The 1402-nt window shown below is 72.5% G+C and carries 1 protein-coding gene; it reads right to left on the reverse strand.

The window, feature by feature from the left end:
- Positions 1 to 1286, reverse strand: a 1286-nt coding sequence (locus tag I6U14_RS08560) for a molybdopterin cofactor-binding domain-containing protein (protein ID WP_296898472.1), incomplete at its 3' end; no start/stop codon positions are given.
- Positions 1287 to 1402 lie beyond the last annotated feature (116 nt).

Below are 1402 nucleotides of genomic sequence, written 5' to 3' on the forward strand. Positions count from 1 at the left end.
CACCTGGGGAAGAAGGCGTTAAAAGTAGCCCCGACGGTGCGCCAGTTGCCGAGCGGCACGGGAGGGTCCGGGGCATCGCCCACCACCCGGGAGTTGGGTAGGCGGTAGGGCTGCAGGGCCGCGCCCGCGGTGATCAGCTTGTCCGGGCCCATGGCCGGAAGGCCGACGCGGGCCGAAAAGGAGCGGATCACCGATGGTGAGGCGATCTGCAGCAGTGCTGTCTCCGGCAGGCCGTCCGGGCCGAGCACGCCGGTGCAGCGGGCCACCGCCGCGGGGCGGTAGAGGTCATGGCGGATGTCCGCCTCCCGCGTCCAGGTGAGCTTGACGGGCGTGCCGGGCATGGCCGCTGCCACCGCTGCGGCTTGCAGTGCGAAGTCCACCTCTGCACGCCGGCCGAAGCCGCCGCCGAGGAACTGGACCCGCACCTCCACCTGCTCTGGGTCTAAGCCGCCCTGCTTGGCGGCAAGGTCCCGCAGCAAGGTCGGCGCCTGGTGTCCGCACCAGAGGGTTAGCCGATCTGGCTCGCGCAGCGCCACGGCCGCCGGCGGCTCCAGCGTGGTGTGCGCGAGGAAGGGCGCCCGATACTCCGCTTCCACCACGGGCCTAGCCTCGGCGCGGGCGATGCGCAGCGCCTGGTCCACATCGCCGTCGTCCCGGGGTGTGGCGTCCGGCTTCAGGTGGTCGATGGAGCGGGCGATCGCGTGCAGCATCTCCGCGGTGCTGCGCGGCCCCTCCGCGGCCGGTCGCCAGTCGATGTCCAGTGCTGCCGCGGCCTGGAAGGCGCGCCAGGTGTTGTTCGCCACCACGGCCAACGCGTCGCCGTGCTCACTGCCCAGGTCGATGACACGCTCCACGCCGCGCATGCCCTCGGCCCTGCTGGCGTCGAACCCGGCACGGTGGCCGTCCAGGTAGGGGTTTGAGACGACAGCGGCATAACGCATGCCAGGCAGCTGCACGTCGATGCCGAACTGCGCGGTGCCGGTGCATTTAGCGGCCATGTCCACCCGGGGCAGGCTGCGGCCCAGCAACCTCCACCCTGAGCGCGGTTTCAGCGGTGGGTCAGCAGGTGGCTCGATGTCCGCGGCGTCCGCGGCGAGGGCGGTGTAGGGCAGCCGCTCCCCGCTGCCGGGGTCGATGACGGCGCCCGCGTCGGTGGAGAGCGACGCCGCGTCCTGCCCCCAGCGCGCCGCGGCGGCCTGTATCAGCACCAACCGCGCCGCCGCGCCCGCCTTGCGCATCTTCACGAAGGCGTCCGCTGCACTGGTGGAGCCGCCGGTGATCTGCATGCCGAGCAGCTTGCCGGCGACGCCCGCGACATCGCGCAGGCCCCCGGCGCGCCAGCCATGGTCCCAGCTCCCGGCCCTTACACCACTCTGGCGCCGCCGACGCACGAGCTAGGGTA

Origin of the sequence: Thiohalocapsa sp. (assembly GCF_019695415.1) — a bacterium.
In the GTDB taxonomy this organism is placed as follows: Bacteria; Pseudomonadota; Gammaproteobacteria; order Chromatiales; family Chromatiaceae; genus Thiohalocapsa.